The organism is Pseudomonas citronellolis (assembly GCF_900112375.1).
Classification (GTDB): domain Bacteria; phylum Pseudomonadota; class Gammaproteobacteria; order Pseudomonadales; family Pseudomonadaceae; genus Pseudomonas; species Pseudomonas citronellolis.
This window is the reverse complement of sequence record NZ_FOLS01000003.1, coordinates 1-15,426: the sequence shown is the minus strand read 5'-3', so window position 1 is coordinate 15,426 and position 15,426 is coordinate 1. Positions and strand designations below refer to the sequence as shown.

Genomic DNA, 15,426 nt, shown 5'->3' with positions numbered 1-15,426 from the left:
CTTATGTCATGATGGGGCACAACCCGCCGTCCAGGTCCCTCTCTTTCGTCTATGAACAAATCCCTAGCGCTGCTGACCGCCCTGCTGCTGCTCGGTGGCTGCCAATCCATGCTGCACAAGGAACCGGCGCCGAAACCGGCCAAGGACAGTGCGGCCAGCGCGGAGAAGGGCCGCAAGTACGGCTCCTTCAGCGAGGACACCCTGTACTCCCTGCTGGTGGCGGAGATCGCCGGCCAGCGCAACCGCTTCGACATCGCCCTGGCCAACTACGTCGACCAGGCGAAGCAGACCCAGGACCCGGGCGTGGCTGAGCGCGCCTTCCGCATCGCCGAGTACCTGGGCGCCGACCAGGAAGCCCTGGATACCTCGCTGATCTGGGCCAAGGCTGCCCCCGACGACCTCGACGCGCAGCGCGCCGCCGCCCTGCAGCTGGCGCGCACCGGCCAGTACGACGAATCCATGGTGTACATGGAGAAGGTCCTCAACGGCCAGGGCGACACCCATTTCGACTTCCTCGCCCTGTCCGCCGCGGAAACCGACGCGGACACCCGCGCCGGCCTGCTGCAGAGCTTCGACCGCCTGCTGAAGAAGTACCCCGACAACGGCCAGCTGCTGTTCGGCAAGGCCCTGCTGCTGCAGCAGGACGGCCGCCCGCAGGAGGCCCTGAGCCTGCTGGAGAGCAAGCCGGCCAGCCGCCATGATGTGGCGCCGATGCTGCTGCGCGCGCGCCTGCTGCAGAGCATGAAGCGCAGCGACGAGGCCCTGCCGCTGCTCAAGGCCGGCATCAAGGAACACCCGGACGACAAGCGCGTACGCCTGGCCTACGCCCGCCTGCTGGTGGAGCAGAACCGCCTGGACGACGCCAAGGCCGAGTTCTCCGCCCTGGTGCAGCAGTTCCCCGACGACGACGACCTGCGCTTCTCCCTGGCCCTGGTGTGCCTGGAGGCCCAGGCCTGGAACGAAGCCAAGGTCTACCTGCAGGAACTGGTCGAGCGCGACAGCCACACCGACGCCGCGCACTTCAACCTCGGCCGCCTCGCCGAGGAGCAGAAGGACCCGGAAACCGCCCTCAAGGAATACGCCCAGGTCGGCCCGGGCAACGACTTCCTCCCGGCGCAGCTGCGCCAGAGCGAAATCCTCATGGACTCCGGGCGCAGCGCCGAAGCCTCGCGGCGCCTCGCCGAGGCCCGCGAGCGCCAGCCCGACTACGCCATCCAGCTGTACCTGATCGAGGCCGAGGGCCTGTCCAACCGCAACCAGACCGACCGCGCCTGGCAGGTCATCGAACAGGGCACCAAGCAGTTCCCCGACGACCTCAACCTGCTCTACACCCGCTCCATGCTGGCGGAGAAGCGCGACGACCTGGTGCAGATGGAGAAGGACCTGCGCCTGATCATCCAGCGCGAGCCGGACAACGCCATGGCGCTCAACGCCCTGGGCTACACCCTGGCCGACCGCACCACGCGCTACGACGAAGCCCGCGAACTGATCCAGAAGGCCCACCAGCTGAACCCGGACGACCCGGCCATCCTCGACAGCCTGGGCTGGGTCAACTACCGCCTGGGCAACCTCGACCAGGCCGAAACCTACCTGCGCCAGGCCCTGGAGAAGTTTCCCGACCACGAAGTGGCCGCCCACCTGGGTGAAGTGCTCTGGGCCCGCGGCAAGCAGCGCGAGGCCCGCGAAGTCTGGAGCACCGCCCTGCAGAACCAGCCCGACAGCCCGGTGCTGCGCGACACCCTGCTGCGCCTGACCGGGTCCAAGACCCCCTGAGATTTCCCATGCGTCTGATTCACGTCCTTGGCGCCGCCGCCCTGCTCCTGCTCAGCGGCTGCGCCGGCTTCACCACCCAGGAAGCCCTGCAAGGCCAGGGCAACGCCAACAGCTGGAAAACCCACAAGGAACGCGTCGCCGCCCTCGACGGCTGGCAGATCGACGGCAAGGTCGGCATCCGCGCCCCCCGGGACTCCGGCAGCGGCACCCTGTTCTGGCTGCAGCGCCAGGGTTACTACGACATCCGCCTGTCCGGCCCGCTGGGCCGCGGCGCGGCGCGCCTGACCGGGCGCGAAGGCGCGGTGACCCTCGAAGTCGCCGGGCAGGGCCGCTTCCAGGCCGAGTCCCCCGAGGCCCTGCTGGAGCAGCAGATGGGCTGGCACCTGCCGGTATCCCACCTGCTCTGGTGGATCCGCGGCCTGCCGGCCCCGGACAGCAAGAGCCGCCTGACCCTCGACAGCGACAGCCGCCTGGCGCGCCTGGAGCAGGACGGCTGGGACGTGGAATACAGCAGCTACGCCCAGCAGGACGGCTACTGGCTGCCCGAGCGCCTGAAGCTGCACGGCGAGAACCTCGACGTCACCCTGGTGATCAAGAGCTGGCAACCGCGCCTGCTCGGCCAGGCCCGCTGACATGCGCGAACGCCTGACCCTGCCGGCCCCGGCCAAGCTCAACCTGTTCCTGCACATCCTCGGGCGCCGCGCCGACGGCTACCACGAGCTGCAGACGCTGTTCCAGTTCCTCGACCACGCCGACGAGCTGCACTTCGCCCCGCGCGAGGACGGGCAGATCCGCCTGCACACCGAGATCCCCGGCGTGCCCCACGACAGCAACCTGATCGTCCGCGCCGCGCGCCAGCTGCAGGAACAGTCCGGCTGCCGATTGGGCGCCGACATCTGGCTGGACAAGCATCTGCCCATGGGCGGCGGCATCGGCGGCGGCAGCTCCGACGCGGCCACCACCCTGGTCGGCCTCAACCATCTCTGGCAACTGGGCTGGGACGAAGACCGCCTGGCGGCCCTGGGCCTGGGCCTGGGCGCCGACGTGCCGGTGTTCGTGCGCGGCCGCGCGGCCTTCGCCGAAGGGGTCGGCGAGAAGCTCACGCCGGTCGAGCTGGAGGAGCCCTGGTTCCTCGTCGCCGTGCCGCAAGTCTTTGTCAGCACAGCAGAAGTTTTCTCCGATCCCGAGTTGACACGGGATACCGCGCCCATTAAAGTTCGCAGCCTTCTCGGGGTGGACGGTCGAAACGACTGTCAGACGGTCGTCGAGAAACGTTACCCAGCTGTACGTAACGCGCTGATGTTGTTGAACAAATTCACATCGGCCAGACTGACCGGAACCGGAGCTTGTGTGTTTGGGAGCTTCCCAAACCAGGGCGATGCTGATAAAGTTCGCCGCCAACTTCCGGCCACTCTGCCAAGCTTCGTCGCACGGGGTCGCAACATCTCCCTGTTGCATCGCAAGCTTCAAGAGCTGACCTGAGAAGGGATGCAGAGCATTCGGTTGTACGATACAGGGGCGTCGCCAAGCGGTAAGGCAGCAGGTTTTGATCCTGCCATGCGTTGGTTCGAATCCAGCCGCCCCTGCCATTAACCCCTCAGGGGTTTGCGTACGACGGTAACCGAAGCGCTGCACAGCAAAATTCATAGGGGCGTCGCCAAGCGGTAAGGCAGCAGGTTTTGATCCTGCCATGCGTTGGTTCGAATCCAGCCGCCCCTGCCATATACAAAAAAGCTGTTCAAAAGCCACGGCCTTTGAACAGCTTTTTGGTTCATCAGGCCCACCCTCAGCCGGCAGGTACTGCGCGTGTCCAAGATGATGGTCTTCACGGGGAACGCCAACCCCGACCTGGCACGCCGAGTCGTGCGTCAACTGCACATTCCCCTCGGTGATGTTTCCGTCGGCAAGTTCTCCGATGGCGAAATCAGTGTCGAAATCAACGAAAACGTCCGCGGCAAGGATGTCTTCCTGATCCAGCCGACCTGCGCTCCGACCAACGACAACCTGATGGAACTGGTGGTGATGGCCGATGCCTTCCGCCGCTCCTCGGCGACTCGTATCACCGCGGTCATCCCCTACTTCGGCTATGCCCGCCAGGATCGCCGTCCGCGTTCCGCCCGCGTGGCCATCAGCGCGAAGGTCGTCGCCGACATGCTGACCGTGGTGGGCGTCAACCGCGTCCTCACCGTCGACCTGCACGCCGACCAGATCCAGGGCTTCTTCGATATCCCCGTCGACAACATCTACGGCTCGCCCGTACTGGTCGACGACATCGAGGACCAGCGCTTCGAGAACCTGATGATCGTCTCCCCGGACATCGGTGGCGTGGTGCGCGCTCGCGCCGTCGCCAAGTCCCTGGGCGTGGACCTGGCCATCATCGACAAGCGTCGTCCGAAGGCCAACCAGTCCGAAGTCATGCACATCATCGGTGATGTCGAAGGCCGTACCTGCGTACTGGTCGACGACATGGTCGATACCGCCGGCACCCTCGGCCACGCCGCCAAGGCTCTGAAAGAGCACGGCGCCGCCAAGGTCATCGCCTACTGCACCCACCCGGTGCTGTCGGGCCGTGCCATCGAGAACATCGAGGGTTCCGTACTGGACGAGCTGGTGGTGACCAACACCATCCCGCTGTCCGCCGCTGCCCAGGCCTGTGGCCGCATCCGCCAGCTGGACATCGCGCCGGTCGTCGCCGAAGCCATGCGCCGGATCAGCAACGAAGAATCGATCAGCGCCATGTTCCGTTGAGGAACAGGGCCTGACGAACGCGCCCCGCCACGGCGGGGCATTTGAAGAGTCGCCCGAACGCTGGTCGCAAGCGCTCGGGCGATCTTGTCATTGTGGAGAAAGTGTAATGGTTGACTTTATTCTGAATGCCCAAGCGCGTTCCGACCTGGGGAAAGGTGCGAGCCGCCGCCTGCGTCGTAATGCCGGTCTGGTTCCCGCGGTCATCTACGGTGGCGAGAAAGCCCCGGTTTCCGTGACCCTGGAACTGCGTGAAATCGCCAAACTGCTGGAAAACGAGGCTGCCTTCAGCCACGTCATCGCCCTGGACGTCGATGGCGCCAAGGAAACCGTGCTGATCAAAGCCCTGCAGCGCCATCCGGCCAAAGGCTTCGTCATGCACGCCGACTTCCTGCGCGTCGTTGCCGACCACAAGCTGACCGCTCACGTTCCGCTGCACTTCCTCAACGAGGAAACCGCAGTTGGCGTCAAGCAAGGCGGCGGTGAAGTTTCCCACGTCATTTCCGAAGTCGAAGTTTCCTGCCTGCCGAAAGACCTGCCGGAATTCATCGAAGTCGACCTGGCGAAAGTCGAAGTCGGTCAGATCGTTCACCTGTCCGACCTCAAGCTGCCGAAAGGCGTGGAACTGGTTCAGCTGGCCCATGGCAACGACCTGGCCGTGGCCAACATCCACGCTTCCCGCGTAGTCAAGGAAGAAGGCGAGGAAGGCGCGGCCGAGTAATCGCTCGCTAGCCTCCCGCCTCAAGGAAAGGGCCCCCGTCGTGACCGCCGTGCAACTGATCGTTGGCCTGGGCAACCCAGGCCCGGAATACGAACAGACCCGGCATAACGCGGGGGCCCTTTTCGTCGAGCGCCTGGCCGACCGCGAACGCGTCAGCCTGAGCCCCGACAAGAAGTATTTCGGCCTGGTCGGCAAGTTCAGCCACCAGGGCCGCGACGTTCGTCTGCTCATCCCCACCACCTACATGAACCGCAGCGGCCAGGCCGTGGCGGCGCTCGCCGGGTTCTTCCGCATCCCGGTCGAAGCCATCCTGGTGGCCCACGACGAACTCGACATGCCCCCCGGCACCGCCAAGCTCAAGAAGGGCGGCGGCCATGGCGGGCACAACGGGCTGCGCGACATCATCGCCCAGCTCGGCAACCAGAACGGCTTCCATCGCCTGCGGCTTGGCATCGGCCATCCGGGGCACAGCAGCCTGGTCTCCGGCTTCGTCCTCGGCCGCGCCCCGCGCAGCGAGCAGGAGCTGCTGGACGCCAGCATCGATTCCGCCCTCGGCGTGCTGCCGGAAATGCTCGCAGGCGACTGGACCCGCGCGATGCAGAAGCTGCACAGCCCGAAGGCCTGACCCGTCTCGCCAGAGGTACACAGCATGGGCTTCAACTGCGGCATCGTCGGCTTGCCCAACGTCGGCAAATCCACCCTGTTCAACGCCCTGACCAAATCGGGTATCGCGGCGGAGAACTTCCCCTTCTGCACCATCGAGCCGAACAGCGGCATCGTGCCCATGCCCGACGCGCGCCTCGACGCCCTGGCGGCGATCGTCAAGCCCGAGCGGGTGCTCCCCACCACCATGGAATTCGTCGACATCGCCGGCCTGGTGGCGGGCGCCTCCAAGGGTGAAGGCCTGGGCAACAAGTTCCTCGCCAACATCCGCGAGACCGACGCCATCGCCCACGTGGTGCGCTGCTTCGAGGACGACAACGTCATCCACGTCAGCAACAGCGTCGACCCCAAGCGCGACATCGAGATCATCGACCTCGAACTGATCTTCGCCGACCTCGACAGCTGCGAGAAGCAACTGCAGAAGGTCGCCCGCAACGCCAAGGGCGGCGACAAGGAAGCCATCGCGCAGAAGGCCCTGCTGGAAAAGCTCATCGCCCACTTCACCGCCGGCAAGCCCGCGCGCAGCCTGGTCAAGGACATGGGTGACGAAGAGAAGCGCCTGGTGCGCGGCTTCCACCTGCTGACCAGCAAGCCGGTGATGTACATCGCCAACGTCGCCGAGGAAGGCTTCGAGAACAACCCGCACCTGGACGCCGTGCGCGCCATCGCCGAAGAAGAAGGCGCGGTCGTGGTGCCGGTGTGCAACAAGATCGAAGCGGAAATCGCCGAACTGGACGACGACGAGGAGAAGCAGATGTTCCTCGAGTCCATGGGCATGGAAGAGCCGGGCCTGAACCGCGTGATCCGCGCCGGCTACGAACTGCTCAACCTGCAGACCTACTTCACCGCCGGGGTGAAGGAAGTCCGCGCCTGGACCGTGCGCATCGGCGCCACCGCCCCGCAGGCCGCCGCGGTGATCCACACCGACTTCGAAAAAGGCTTCATCCGCGCCGAAGTCATCTCCTACGACGACTTCATCCAGTACAAGGGCGAAGCCGGCGCCAAGGAAGCCGGCAAATGGCGCCTGGAAGGCAAGGACTACATCGTCAAGGACGGCGACGTGATGCACTTCCGCTTCAACGTCTAAGCCGCCGGCAGCGCCCCAGGGCGCCCACCAGCAAGCCGAAAAGGCCCCGCGCATCCCGTGGGGCCTTTTTCGTTCCCGCCCTACCGCTCGTCCCGCTAAACGCTTGAAAGAACAGAAAAATATCTAACCAAAGGGGGTTGACAGCCCCCTAAAAGATCCGGAAAATGCGCGCCACTCGGCTACATAGCTCAGTCGGTTAGAGCGCAGCATTCATAATGCTGATGTCCCAGGTTCAAGTCCCGGTGTAGCCACCATACAAAACAAAGGGTTAGCGCAAGCTAACCCTTTTTTGTTTTGGCCGGCAGACTACAAACCGACTACATCCCGTCTACAGGTGCCACGCATTGCGTGACCTTGAACGTGATTGCCTCCCCCGCCTTGCTCGCAACGAGCACGCGATCACCATCCAAAAACGCCACACGCTGGCCCTTCTCTAGTTTGCACGGCGCTTTCTCAAACGTTTCAAACGTGTAGAGGAAGGATCGACTCCAGTCTTGGACGGTATCCCAGTAGGCCTTCTGGTTATTTTGATACCAATGGAATGCCACGATACTGAGCACGATAACGCTACCCACCTGGGCAAAGGCGGTCAGTCCACGATACCGAGGAACAACTCCTGCCTTGTACCACGGGTATATCAGCAGCTTCGTTTCCTCGTTTGGGAGGGTGACGAACATTAGATATAGGAACAGAAACGCCATCCCTAGCAGCACGATGAAATACAAACCAATGGCAACAAGCGGAATAGCAAAAAGCGCCGCAGAGAAGGTAATTGTGTGGATGAAGCGAGCGGGATCGATTCCGACCATTTCATTAACCCCTCCCGCAGCCATAGCAACTGCAAGATTCGTTAACAACGCAACAACAGCCAGCGCAATCAGCTTGCCGAAAATGGTATCGAAGACTTTTCGATAGAGAGCCGAGAGATCAGCAATCATTGCTAACCCCCAAGAAGCTGCTGCGAGAATCAATGCCGCAGTGGAACCATCTGCTGTAAACGGCTTCAGGGCAAACGAAATAGCAAGGAACACTGCGCCATTCAAATAGGCTCGCTGATTGGGCAGTAGCTCCTTGTACCCTGCCCAAAGCTGGCCTAGACGCTTCCTGACCGCATCCCTGATCCCGGTAACCGAAACTTCCGTATCCAACTCGTCCATCCCTTTTTGGTTGCTCTCTCGCATTCATAAGGTATTGGAACGGTTTTACACAAGTCAGGCAGGCGCTCATATCGAAACTCCGGATTGAGCTAGCGGCGACAGACGTACAGCAGACTCCAGATGCTCCGGCGACAAATGCGCATACCTCATCGTCATCGTGATCGTGATCGTGATCGACGAGTGCCCCAGGATCCGCTGCAATGTGAGGATGTCCCCTCCTCCCATCATGTAATAGCTCGCGAAGGTATGGCGGAGGATGTGGGTCAGCTGGCCTGGCGTCTGGAATCCACAGCGCTCATAGGCGCAACGGAAGGCGGCGCGGCAGGACATGAAGAGGCGGCCGGTTCCAGGCATACCCACCTTGAACATCAGTTGCTCCAGCTCGGCCGGGATCGGCACTGAGCGGCTCTGACGGTTCTTCGTCCGGTGATAGTGGACCTTTCCCCCATGTACGGCCCCACGGGCGATGCTCTCGGCCTCTTCCCAGCGAGCACCTGTAGCAAGACACAGGAGAGCGACCGGGTACGTGTGGTTGTTCGTGCTGGCCTTGCACTCCTCGAGGAGCTGGGCGACCTGATCCAGAGAGAGGAACGTCAGTTCGACCTGATCGGTCTTGATCTGCCGGACGTTGGCCAGTGGGTTTGCCTTGTGCCATGAGCCGAGGCGGATCAGCTCGGAGAAGATGGCAGACAGGTAACGCTGTTCGTGGTTGACCGTTTCCGGCTTCACCTCGGTCAGACGGCGTTGCCGATAGCGGGCCCAGGCAAGCGAATCAAACTCGAAGGCCAGAGGATCTCCGAGACGTTGAGCAAGCGCTTCGCAGCGCGCCAAGCGCTGAGCACCATCTTTCAAGGTGCATCCATGGAGGCCAAACCAGACCTTCACCAGATCCGAGAGCCGATCATCCAACGGGCGCCCCGTCTCACCCTTCACGGCAAAGAAGTCCTGCTCGTAGCGGATCGCGGCAGACTTGGTAAGAAATCCGTACTTCCTCACCCGGCGACCAGATCGGCCGTTCTCGTAGAAGTCAGCCGTCCACGTCTTTCCTTCCTTACGTGCCGTCATATCGCGTAGCCCCGCCTGATATAGCGATCGTTGATCAGTCCGATGACGTGCTTTTCGAGGTCGCGAGTGCTGTAGCCCTTGGCGGTGTAGTGGTCTTCGATCACGTGCCAGAAGGGGAGCGTTCTCCCGACCTCAAGCGCTTTTTTTGGTGGGATGCGCTCCCGGGCGATCAGGCTGGCGAACTGGCCCAGGAACATCTCGCAGTTCTTGCCGGAGAAGCCCTGAGCGGTCTTGTAGTAGCGGCGGTACTCGGTGCGTTCGATGAGCGGATCGGCTTCCACCTGGACCTTGGTGTCGAGGCTGATCAGCGACCAGAAGTCATCGAATATCCCTTCCCGGGAAATCAGCTTGTAGTTGTCGCAGGCGTACTGCCAGAGGCCTTGCAGGTGCGGGCAAAGGCCCTCATAGGTACGGCATCGTCGTAATCCCCTTGGCAGAAGATCGACTTACCCCGGTCGAGGTCGCGGCGGATTTTGTGGAGGTTGATGACGCGGCGGCGGCCGATCTTGGCGGTTGGCACGGTCTTGGTCTCGACCCAGCCGCGCACCACGTCTTCCGTGATGTCCTCCAGGCCCAGCATCTGAGCGAATATCGCCTGGGAGCAGAACGGAGCGGTGCGGAAGTCCGTGACCTTTTCCATCGCCCCCGTGACGATGAACCCCACTATTCCAGACTCTTCCATGGTTTTACCCTATAATAAAAATCACACTTACTGAGTAATATTTACTAAGTAAGACAAACCATACATCTAGATTGCTACTGAGTACAATCTACTAAGTAGAATATTTGGGCATGATAAAAGACCGCCTTATAACCTTGTTCAACAAGGAGCGGACAAGCGTCTGGTTCGAGAAGGAAACTGGTATTGATCGATACCGGTGGGGAAATGTGCGCAATGGAAAGGCACGCATTACAGATGCCGAGATCGAGGCCGTGATAGCCCTTTTCCCCCAGTACGCTCTATGGCTGGTGACTGGAGAGGTCGCGCCCGAAAGCGGCCAAACTAGCCCTGAATACGATGAGGCCCACCGAAACTTGGCCGGACAAGACGCGGGATAGAGATTACCGAGAGAGTCACTAGGCGTTGGTTTGCCCGAGAGAAATCCGCCAGGAAGACATGAGGCAAAGGCAGCAGGATAAGCCTGCATAGAGATAGATAAGGTGATGAGCATGACCACGGACTAGGCGCCGCTCACTGTTCCAGATCTTTCTTATTGACGCTGGGCACGTTCAGCTTAAGGTCTAGCTGACTATACACATCTCGAGATAATGCCCATCTCGGACTACACGGATGTAACTCAGATGAAGAAAGCTTTGATCACTCTTGCCATATCTAGCTGTACCGCCTTCGCATCTGCCGAAGAGAATACCGCCCTCGCCGAAGCAGCCGAAACGATGAAACCTATCATCGAAGTGCCTGCGCGATACCTCGAAAAAAGCATCATGCAAGGCCTTGCCGACGGGAAAGGGCCATTAGCGGAAGGGGCTAGAAGGAACCTAAAGATGCAGGCTCAACGCGACAGGGAAGCTAATAGAGGGGTACGAAAATCCATGAGGGAGTGTATTAAGCCTGGTAACGTAATCGACGATGACGTCAAAGAATGTACTGAAGGAACCAGAGAAAAAACCTGGTAGCGCAATAAAAGTTTCGCCATATAAAACCACCACGAATCGCAACAAAGGCTCTATAGGATCCAACTAAAGCGCACCTCTAATACAAAAATGAGTGCACATCTAAGCGGAAACTTTTAACTCTCTTAAAAAAGCTCCCCTTGCATTGCCGGTAAGCAGCTAACACCATACAGTGTCTCTATTTGCTTCAGAAAAATATTTTGCCCCCCATAGCTTGGGTGTCTGACCTTAGCAGACGCTATCTTAGGAGCCACTCTACTTATAGATGAAACGGCATCATTCCCCACTGCAATTAATCGCCGAGGCCGGAGGATGGTAACCAACTCCGTTAAAATCTCTTCGCCGATCTTTCTCTCGACAGCATTGTGGCTTCTATTCGAAAACGGTTCCCCGACTTCATGAGGATGAAGCGGAAACACATTCCAAAGAAATATATTATCTTCAATACACCTTAATGCATCCCATATCACGGATGCTGTTCTCTCTTTGCAGGGTTCCCCTTTAGTAGTTCTCTGCGCACATAGAGACCATCGCTCTGCGTATTCTTCAGCATGGATCTCATCCGTTAACGCAAGTCCCGTGCGACGCCCACCTCGGTAACCCAAATCTCTCCCAATCCATATAGCGTCGACTTCAACACAAGCAGCTTTTTCCAACATGCCCAAAAGTAATTGAAATCTAATCTTGTCTGCCGCTTTAACATCAAAAGCACTGCAAACCTGTGAGTATGGATTGAAGCTATTACTGGTAGTAACTGCCGACAATCTTCGGGCAAATTCTTTCGGTTTCATTTGCAGCCCTCGGCAGGCCGAAAAGTGATTGAACGCTCAATTCTACTACCAATTATCGTTCCCTGCTTATATTTTTTTAATTCCCGAAATACGCTATAACCATCCAAAATGGCCTTTTCGAACAACTTATATGAACATCGCTCAACCTCATAGCCTTTAACAAATTGCTTAACTGTCTTTAGAACATCGAAGGATATTCTGTCTTGCCCTTCAAAATAGTCATTCTCTTTTGCCAAAGAAAACACCCACGCGCTCAACCCTTCCTCAATAACAATAGCTCTTCCACCATCCTGTGACTCATCCACTCCGGGATTGCTTTTCCTTTTTTGCTTCAGTAGTGCCCGGAATACCGGCGACCAATGCAAAATGGCAGCATAAGCCATATGAAATACATCATGAAATCTATATCCATCTTCAACTGCAATATTATCGGTTAGAGGGTCGCCGATAAAAACGCCATGCATTTTCATGTATGTTTTTCCGTTGGATCTTTGGCTTACCTCAATTTCAAACTCCCTCGGCAACTGTTCATCTATATGTTCTTCAGCATCAAAGTCTGGCGAGCTAGACAAGTCTATAGGAGAGAATCTGCTCAATGATTTGTCCAGGTTGAAGTCAACGACTGCTTTAAAACTGACACCTGATGCCGACATCAAAGCGATATAGCTTTCAAAAAAGCTAGAGAGCGCCGCTTGATCTATAGTGGTTTCCGACTTCTCTAAAATTACCGCCGCATTTTTACCAAGTGCAGTACTGGCCTCAATCACGCTGATCTCAACCGGCGATGGCACAAGTGCAAGCGGAAATCTCTTTATTCCCGTCGGGGCAATTTGATAAGGCTTCCCACTAATAAAAGGGGCAGCAACGGTGCTCAAAGTTAATCCTTTCCTGTTGCACAAACGACAGAAATACCAAAGTACGTCTCCAAGTTCCTCTATAAATGAATGATTTGTGTCAAAAGCCCCTGCATCTCTCCTTGCTTTTTTTGACACCGACAGAACGCTCCCCACCTCTCCGAATAGCCCAAAAACTATTAACTCATCTGCATCCTCTCCAAGAGTGTCGGTAGGTTCAATGTCTCGCTCATAGTCCGATAAAAAGCTAACAAGCGTCATGTAAAAGTCCCTCTTTTTGTCCATCTCTCCGGAGTAGATATCTGTCCTTTCATCTGCCCCCTATACCAAACTAAGAAACTATCGACAAACTCCCGAGAGAATTCGCACTTATGGGCGCGCGCAACAATTAGCGCATTAAATTCTGGCGGCAAATCAACTGCATCTTTTCCCCAGTATGAAAAATTATTACCGATCAGAACGTTGTCTGTAGTTCCGGTATCTGCATCAATGTTTTCCTGAATTGGGCTGCCGTCCTCGTTGGTATGATGGGAGTTTTCTTGATGCCAAGTACCATCACCCTTCCTGTGGTATATGTTGTCCCCGAATGAATACTTATAGGACATATTAAGTCTTGGCTTTTTAGCCTGATATTGTTCTCCTTCCCAGTACTCATCAAAGCTTACTTTTGAGCCAACCTCCATCACATAACAAATCTTATTTCCCATATCTCTGGGGGTTATACCAACGATATAATCTCCTACATTCGCATGCTTTCTTATCTGAGGCTTACACGTGGCCAGCGTACAGAATCCATGGAATGGATTTGGCGCAAATCCATAATCTCTAGCGACTACATATGAGAAAATTCTCATTTCTTATTTCCGCATTTATATCTTTTAAATGGACGATCCTCTCTCATGGTGCCGTCACCGTTTTGCCATTCCCGGGGCTGCTCGGAAATTGCCTCGGGAAGGGCTGCAATATTAGGAATTAATACATCTCCCAACAGTTCAAAGCCGGAAGCAATTTCCGCACCTTGATCAAGGGAAATGCAAATAACTTTTATATTCAGCCTTGCAGCTTCAATCAATGCAAGGTCAATACATTTGTTTCCTTCATTCTCTCGAGACCCAAAATACACAAGAACCTTGGCATCAGTTAGGCGGGAAATTATCTCTTCCCTCTGGGTGCATTCAGAGTCGAAAGGCTTTGCAAGCTCAATAATATTAATATTGCAAGCTGAATCGGAGAGTACTCGTTCAATCTCCCCAACGAGAGCGAGTTCACTTTTATTTAGAAGGGCAAGAACATTCATATAAAAACTCCTACTCAATCCCGAGATTTTTAAAGGCAAGCCAAAACCCAAGGTCTAGTATTTTTAATTCATCTCCTCCTGAGGGATGGTTGTATAAGGCACAGCCCAATGGCCTACTTGTCTGTTGAGGCCAATAGATCTCTTGCCCCCCGGCAAACAGGGAACTTAGAGCACCCCCAGAACTCAGACCCAACATAGGATCCTCGTCTGGCAGTTCTAATCACCATTCGTTCATTGCACACGGGGCAATGAGGGGGACATAAACTACTTGTATGACCAGTATCATCATTTTTTGAAGCGGGTTGCATAATTTCAGGTCGATTGTTTATCCATCTTTTAAGCAAGGCGCCGTCAACTAGCTGTATATTTCTGCCATCAGCGAACGATTTAGCTTCTGCAGTAAATCTTCCCGAGGTCACAACGAAACCTCCTGCGGCTCCTTCCGCAGTCATCACACCGAAGAACTCTCGAATAACCGTGACACCAACGCTAATAGCCTTCCACTGTTTGCACTGAACTAGGTACTTGTCCGTTCTCAAGTGCAGCACGAGGTCAACGCCACCATCCGGCCCGTTACCGCCTTTCTCGATAACGGTGAACCCCTTGCGGCGGAAGGTTTCGCCCACTAGCAGCTCAAACTCGCGCCAGCTGATACCTTCAATGGTTTTCCCTGACTCGCGCGCATTCGTCACGTTTGCATGCAGCTTCTTGCGTTCGGCCCTGGCAAGCACAGAGCCAATTGCTCCAATCACGAATACCGCCGGCAGCACAAACTGGCCGAAAAAGGCAAAAGTACGAATGAGCTGCCCGACAACTGATTGCCCCATCTGGTGCAAGTCCTTGGGGACTTCGGGCTGACTGTTGGCAATAGGGTGAAGAACGAGCCAACTGCCCAAGGCAATGAGCAGGCTCACCCACCTGGGCAGGCGGCTAGCGATCTCGATGAGGTCCTCGATGAGCGAGGTTCTGCGGCGACGAGCCATCCCTGTCTCCAAAATACGCATTCATTCATGGCCAGAGGCCATACATGGAAGCTATCCTGAGACGCTAGTACCCGTAAAGTCTCTAGGGTGACTACATAAGGCCAATTGTCAGAAATAGCCGGTTGAATTGAGGTTTCGTCGCCTTTGAAACGCCCGGTTTACAGGGCTTCGGGGGAGCGCAGGGAGGCTCTCATGCGATTCATAATGCTGATGTCCCAGGTTCAAGTCCCGGTGTAGCCACCATTATTTTCAAGGGGTTAGCGCAAGCTAACCCCTTTTCTTTTGGGGCGGCGATTACAAAGCGTCCGCAACCTGGCTCCGTCCTCCCTGCGCGCTCAAGCCCCCCCGTATCCCTCTGTTCATTTAAGCGATGCGTTGGTTCAGCCAAGGTGCCTAATCCTGGCTCCGCTCCCCTCACCCCAGCCCTCTCCCGGAGGGAGAGGGGGCCGTTCGAAGCTGCCGGAAGCTCCAGAGTCATCCTGATACGCCTATCTTCCCCTCGTCATTCCCGCGAACGCGGGAACCCAGAGACGTCTTGTTTGGGTGTGTTTGCGCCGCTCCGAGTCTGCGGAGATTTTTTGTTTCGCCCCTCGGGCGAGTCCCTTTTGTCAAACGGTGGAAGGCCACCCCCGCAAAAAGGAACCAAAAAGGCTTGCCC

The 15,426-nt window shown here is 57.4% G+C and carries 16 protein-coding genes, 3 tRNA genes and 2 pseudogenes; 12 read left to right on the top strand and 9 right to left on the bottom strand.

Features of this window, described 5'->3' with window-relative positions; translation table 11 throughout:
• The first annotated feature begins 51 nt into the window (after nucleotides 1-51).
• The 10 genes from BM060_RS03565 (at nucleotide 52) to BM060_RS03520 (ending at nucleotide 7,243) form a co-directional block, all read left to right on the top strand.
• The gene (locus tag BM060_RS03565) at nucleotides 52-1,773 is read left to right on the top strand and encodes a tetratricopeptide repeat protein (RefSeq protein ID WP_074977361.1); all 1,722 of its coding nucleotides are present in this window, start codon (nucleotides 52-54) and stop codon (nucleotides 1,771-1,773) included.
• A gap of 8 nt (nucleotides 1,774-1,781) precedes the next feature.
• The gene (lolB, locus tag BM060_RS03560) at nucleotides 1,782-2,405 is read left to right on the top strand and encodes a lipoprotein insertase outer membrane protein LolB (protein WP_074977359.1); all 624 of its coding nucleotides are present in this window, start codon (nucleotides 1,782-1,784) and stop codon (nucleotides 2,403-2,405) included.
• Nucleotide 2,406: 1 nt separating this feature from the next.
• Nucleotides 2,407-3,255, top strand: a complete 849-nt coding sequence (gene ispE, locus BM060_RS03555) for a 4-(cytidine 5'-diphospho)-2-C-methyl-D-erythritol kinase (RefSeq protein ID WP_009617437.1) — start codon at nucleotides 2,407-2,409, stop codon at nucleotides 3,253-3,255.
• A gap of 32 nt (nucleotides 3,256-3,287) precedes the next feature.
• A tRNA-Gln gene (locus tag BM060_RS03550) sits at nucleotides 3,288-3,362 on the top strand.
• A 58-nt stretch (nucleotides 3,363-3,420) separates the two neighbouring features.
• Nucleotides 3,421-3,495: transfer RNA gene (locus BM060_RS03545), tRNA-Gln, on the top strand.
• An 84-nt stretch (nucleotides 3,496-3,579) separates the two neighbouring features.
• Nucleotides 3,580-4,521: a ribose-phosphate pyrophosphokinase gene (locus tag BM060_RS03540; protein WP_024128138.1), complete on the top strand. Its 942-nt coding sequence runs from the start codon at nucleotides 3,580-3,582 to the stop codon at nucleotides 4,519-4,521.
• A 106-nt stretch (nucleotides 4,522-4,627) separates the two neighbouring features.
• Complete coding sequence (locus tag BM060_RS03535; protein ID WP_074977357.1) at nucleotides 4,628-5,239, top strand: 50S ribosomal protein L25/general stress protein Ctc; 612 nt, start codon at nucleotides 4,628-4,630, stop codon at nucleotides 5,237-5,239.
• A gap of 40 nt (nucleotides 5,240-5,279) precedes the next feature.
• Complete coding sequence (gene pth / locus BM060_RS03530) at nucleotides 5,280-5,864, top strand: aminoacyl-tRNA hydrolase (RefSeq protein WP_009617433.1); 585 nt, start codon at nucleotides 5,280-5,282, stop codon at nucleotides 5,862-5,864.
• Between the two features lie 24 nt (nucleotides 5,865-5,888).
• On the top strand, nucleotides 5,889-6,989 hold the full coding sequence (ychF, locus tag BM060_RS03525; RefSeq protein ID WP_074977355.1) for a redox-regulated ATPase YchF: 1,101 nt from the start codon (nucleotides 5,889-5,891) through the stop codon (nucleotides 6,987-6,989).
• A gap of 177 nt (nucleotides 6,990-7,166) precedes the next feature.
• Nucleotides 7,167-7,243 (top strand) — tRNA-Met (locus BM060_RS03520).
• Between the two features lie 63 nt (nucleotides 7,244-7,306).
• Here the strand turns inward: BM060_RS03520 and BM060_RS32240 are convergent.
• The 4 genes and pseudogenes from BM060_RS32240 to BM060_RS03500 form a co-directional block, all read right to left on the bottom strand.
• Nucleotides 7,307-8,146 carry a hypothetical protein gene (locus BM060_RS32240; RefSeq protein WP_135499976.1) on the bottom strand — a complete coding sequence of 280 codons (840 nt, stop codon included), beginning with the start codon at nucleotides 8,144-8,146 and terminating at the stop codon, nucleotides 7,307-7,309.
• Between the two features lie 66 nt (nucleotides 8,147-8,212).
• Nucleotides 8,213-9,211: a phage integrase gene (locus BM060_RS03510; RefSeq protein WP_074977351.1), complete on the bottom strand. Its 999-nt coding sequence runs from the start codon at nucleotides 9,209-9,211 to the stop codon at nucleotides 8,213-8,215.
• Nucleotides 9,208-9,627: pseudogene (locus BM060_RS03505) on the bottom strand (hypothetical protein); the annotation flags it as partial. The pseudogene BM060_RS03505 and the gene BM060_RS03510, both read right to left, overlap by 4 nt.
• A 2-nt stretch (nucleotides 9,628-9,629) precedes the next feature.
• Nucleotides 9,630-9,893, bottom strand: a pseudogene (locus tag BM060_RS03500) (DNA-binding protein); the annotation flags it as partial.
• 110 nt (nucleotides 9,894-10,003) lie between these two features.
• Between BM060_RS03500 and BM060_RS33215 the strand changes: the two are divergent.
• Nucleotides 10,004-10,270, top strand: coding sequence for a hypothetical protein (locus tag BM060_RS33215; RefSeq protein WP_058151655.1), 267 nt, complete (start codon nucleotides 10,004-10,006; stop codon nucleotides 10,268-10,270).
• A 243-nt stretch (nucleotides 10,271-10,513) separates the two neighbouring features.
• Nucleotides 10,514-10,846 (top strand): hypothetical protein, encoded by a 333-nt coding sequence (locus BM060_RS03490; RefSeq protein WP_074977820.1) that lies wholly within the window; start codon nucleotides 10,514-10,516, stop codon nucleotides 10,844-10,846.
• A 122-nt stretch (nucleotides 10,847-10,968) separates the two neighbouring features.
• On the opposite strand, the gene BM060_RS03485 is transcribed toward BM060_RS03490, so the two are convergent.
• From BM060_RS03485 to BM060_RS03470, 5 genes are all read right to left on the bottom strand, one after another.
• Complete coding sequence (locus BM060_RS03485) at nucleotides 10,969-11,634, bottom strand: uracil-DNA glycosylase (RefSeq protein WP_074977348.1); 666 nt, start codon at nucleotides 11,632-11,634, stop codon at nucleotides 10,969-10,971.
• Nucleotides 11,631-12,749 (bottom strand): nucleoside triphosphate pyrophosphohydrolase family protein, encoded by a 1,119-nt coding sequence (locus BM060_RS03480; RefSeq protein ID WP_074977346.1) that lies wholly within the window; start codon nucleotides 12,747-12,749, stop codon nucleotides 11,631-11,633. Before BM060_RS03480 ends, BM060_RS03485 begins: the two co-directional genes overlap by 4 nt.
• On the bottom strand, nucleotides 12,746-13,342 hold the full coding sequence (locus tag BM060_RS32235) for an Nmad2 family putative nucleotide modification protein (RefSeq protein WP_074977344.1): 597 nt from the start codon (nucleotides 13,340-13,342) through the stop codon (nucleotides 12,746-12,748). Before BM060_RS32235 ends, BM060_RS03480 begins: the two co-directional genes overlap by 4 nt.
• Nucleotides 13,339-13,785: a hypothetical protein gene (locus tag BM060_RS32230; protein WP_135499977.1), complete on the bottom strand. Its 447-nt coding sequence runs from the start codon at nucleotides 13,783-13,785 to the stop codon at nucleotides 13,339-13,341. Before BM060_RS32230 ends, BM060_RS32235 begins: the two co-directional genes overlap by 4 nt.
• Nucleotides 13,786-13,898: 113 nt before the next feature.
• Nucleotides 13,899-14,768, bottom strand: coding sequence for a restriction endonuclease (locus BM060_RS03470; RefSeq protein ID WP_074977341.1), 870 nt, complete (start codon nucleotides 14,766-14,768; stop codon nucleotides 13,899-13,901).
• Between the last annotated feature and the right edge of the window lie 658 nt (nucleotides 14,769-15,426).

Coding starts and splice junctions, on each gene's coding strand:
- BM060_RS32240 (WP_135499976.1), bottom strand. CDS start 8,146: ATGGACGAGTTGGATACGGAAGTTTCGGTTACCGGGATCAGGGATGCG.
- ispE (WP_009617437.1), top strand. CDS start 2,407: ATGCGCGAACGCCTGACCCTGCCGGCCCCGGCCAAGCTCAACCTGTTC.
- lolB (WP_074977359.1), top strand. CDS start 1,782: ATGCGTCTGATTCACGTCCTTGGCGCCGCCGCCCTGCTCCTGCTCAGC.
- BM060_RS03565 (WP_074977361.1), top strand. CDS start 52: ATGAACAAATCCCTAGCGCTGCTGACCGCCCTGCTGCTGCTCGGTGGC.
- BM060_RS32235 (WP_074977344.1), bottom strand. CDS start 13,342: ATGAGAATTTTCTCATATGTAGTCGCTAGAGATTATGGATTTGCGCCA.
- BM060_RS03485 (WP_074977348.1), bottom strand. CDS start 11,634: ATGAAACCGAAAGAATTTGCCCGAAGATTGTCGGCAGTTACTACCAGT.
- BM060_RS03535 (WP_074977357.1), top strand. CDS start 4,628: ATGGTTGACTTTATTCTGAATGCCCAAGCGCGTTCCGACCTGGGGAAA.
- BM060_RS03470 (WP_074977341.1), bottom strand. CDS start 14,768: ATGGCTCGTCGCCGCAGAACCTCGCTCATCGAGGACCTCATCGAGATC.
- BM060_RS32230 (WP_135499977.1), bottom strand. CDS start 13,785: ATGAATGTTCTTGCCCTTCTAAATAAAAGTGAACTCGCTCTCGTTGGG.
- BM060_RS33215 (WP_058151655.1), top strand. CDS start 10,004: ATGATAAAAGACCGCCTTATAACCTTGTTCAACAAGGAGCGGACAAGC.
- BM060_RS03510 (WP_074977351.1), bottom strand. CDS start 9,211: ATGACGGCACGTAAGGAAGGAAAGACGTGGACGGCTGACTTCTACGAG.
- BM060_RS03480 (WP_074977346.1), bottom strand. CDS start 12,749: ATGACGCTTGTTAGCTTTTTATCGGACTATGAGCGAGACATTGAACCT.
- ychF (WP_074977355.1), top strand. CDS start 5,889: ATGGGCTTCAACTGCGGCATCGTCGGCTTGCCCAACGTCGGCAAATCC.
- BM060_RS03490 (WP_074977820.1), top strand. CDS start 10,514: ATGAAGAAAGCTTTGATCACTCTTGCCATATCTAGCTGTACCGCCTTC.